Here is a 450-nt window from a genome sequence, read left to right as displayed (position 1 = left end):
CGCCGTCATCGAGCGCGAGCATACGCGGGTCGTGCGGCTGGAGCGGAACGGAGCGCCGGTCGAGGCGGGGCGGGACAAGGCGGACTGCGAGGCCGAAGGGACGGATGAGGAGGCAGCGCAGCTGTCGCTCGACGAGATCTATGCCTTCGTCGCCGAGGCGGCTGCGGACGAGCTCGCCTTCCTGATGGACGGCGTGGCGATGAACCGGGCGATCTCCGAGGAGGGGCTGCGCGGCGAGTACGGACTCCAGGTCGGCCGCAAGATGGCGCAGCGCTCGACCGTCAACCTGTTCGGCGAGGATCGGGCGACCGGCATCATCGCCGCTGCGGCCGCTGCCTCCGACGCGCGGATGGCCGGCAGCGCGATGCCGGTCATGACGACCGCGGGCAGTGGCAACCAGGGCATCGCCTGCACGCTGCCGGTAATCGCGCTCGCGGAGCGGATCGGCGC

At 71.8% G+C, this 450-nt stretch carries 1 protein-coding gene; it reads left to right on the top strand.

Going from position 1 to position 450, the window contains the following annotated elements:
* Nucleotides 1-450: L-serine ammonia-lyase, iron-sulfur-dependent, subunit alpha (locus PA598K_RS16670; RefSeq protein ID WP_185602036.1), on the top strand; the 450-nt coding region annotated here is incomplete at both ends.

The sequence above is a fragment of the Paenibacillus sp. 598K genome (assembly GCF_003851045.1).
In the GTDB taxonomy this organism is placed as follows: Bacteria; Bacillota; Bacilli; order Paenibacillales; family Paenibacillaceae; genus Paenibacillus_D.
Note: the sequence above shows the minus strand (reverse complement) of the source record. Positions and strands in the feature narration are given on the sequence as shown.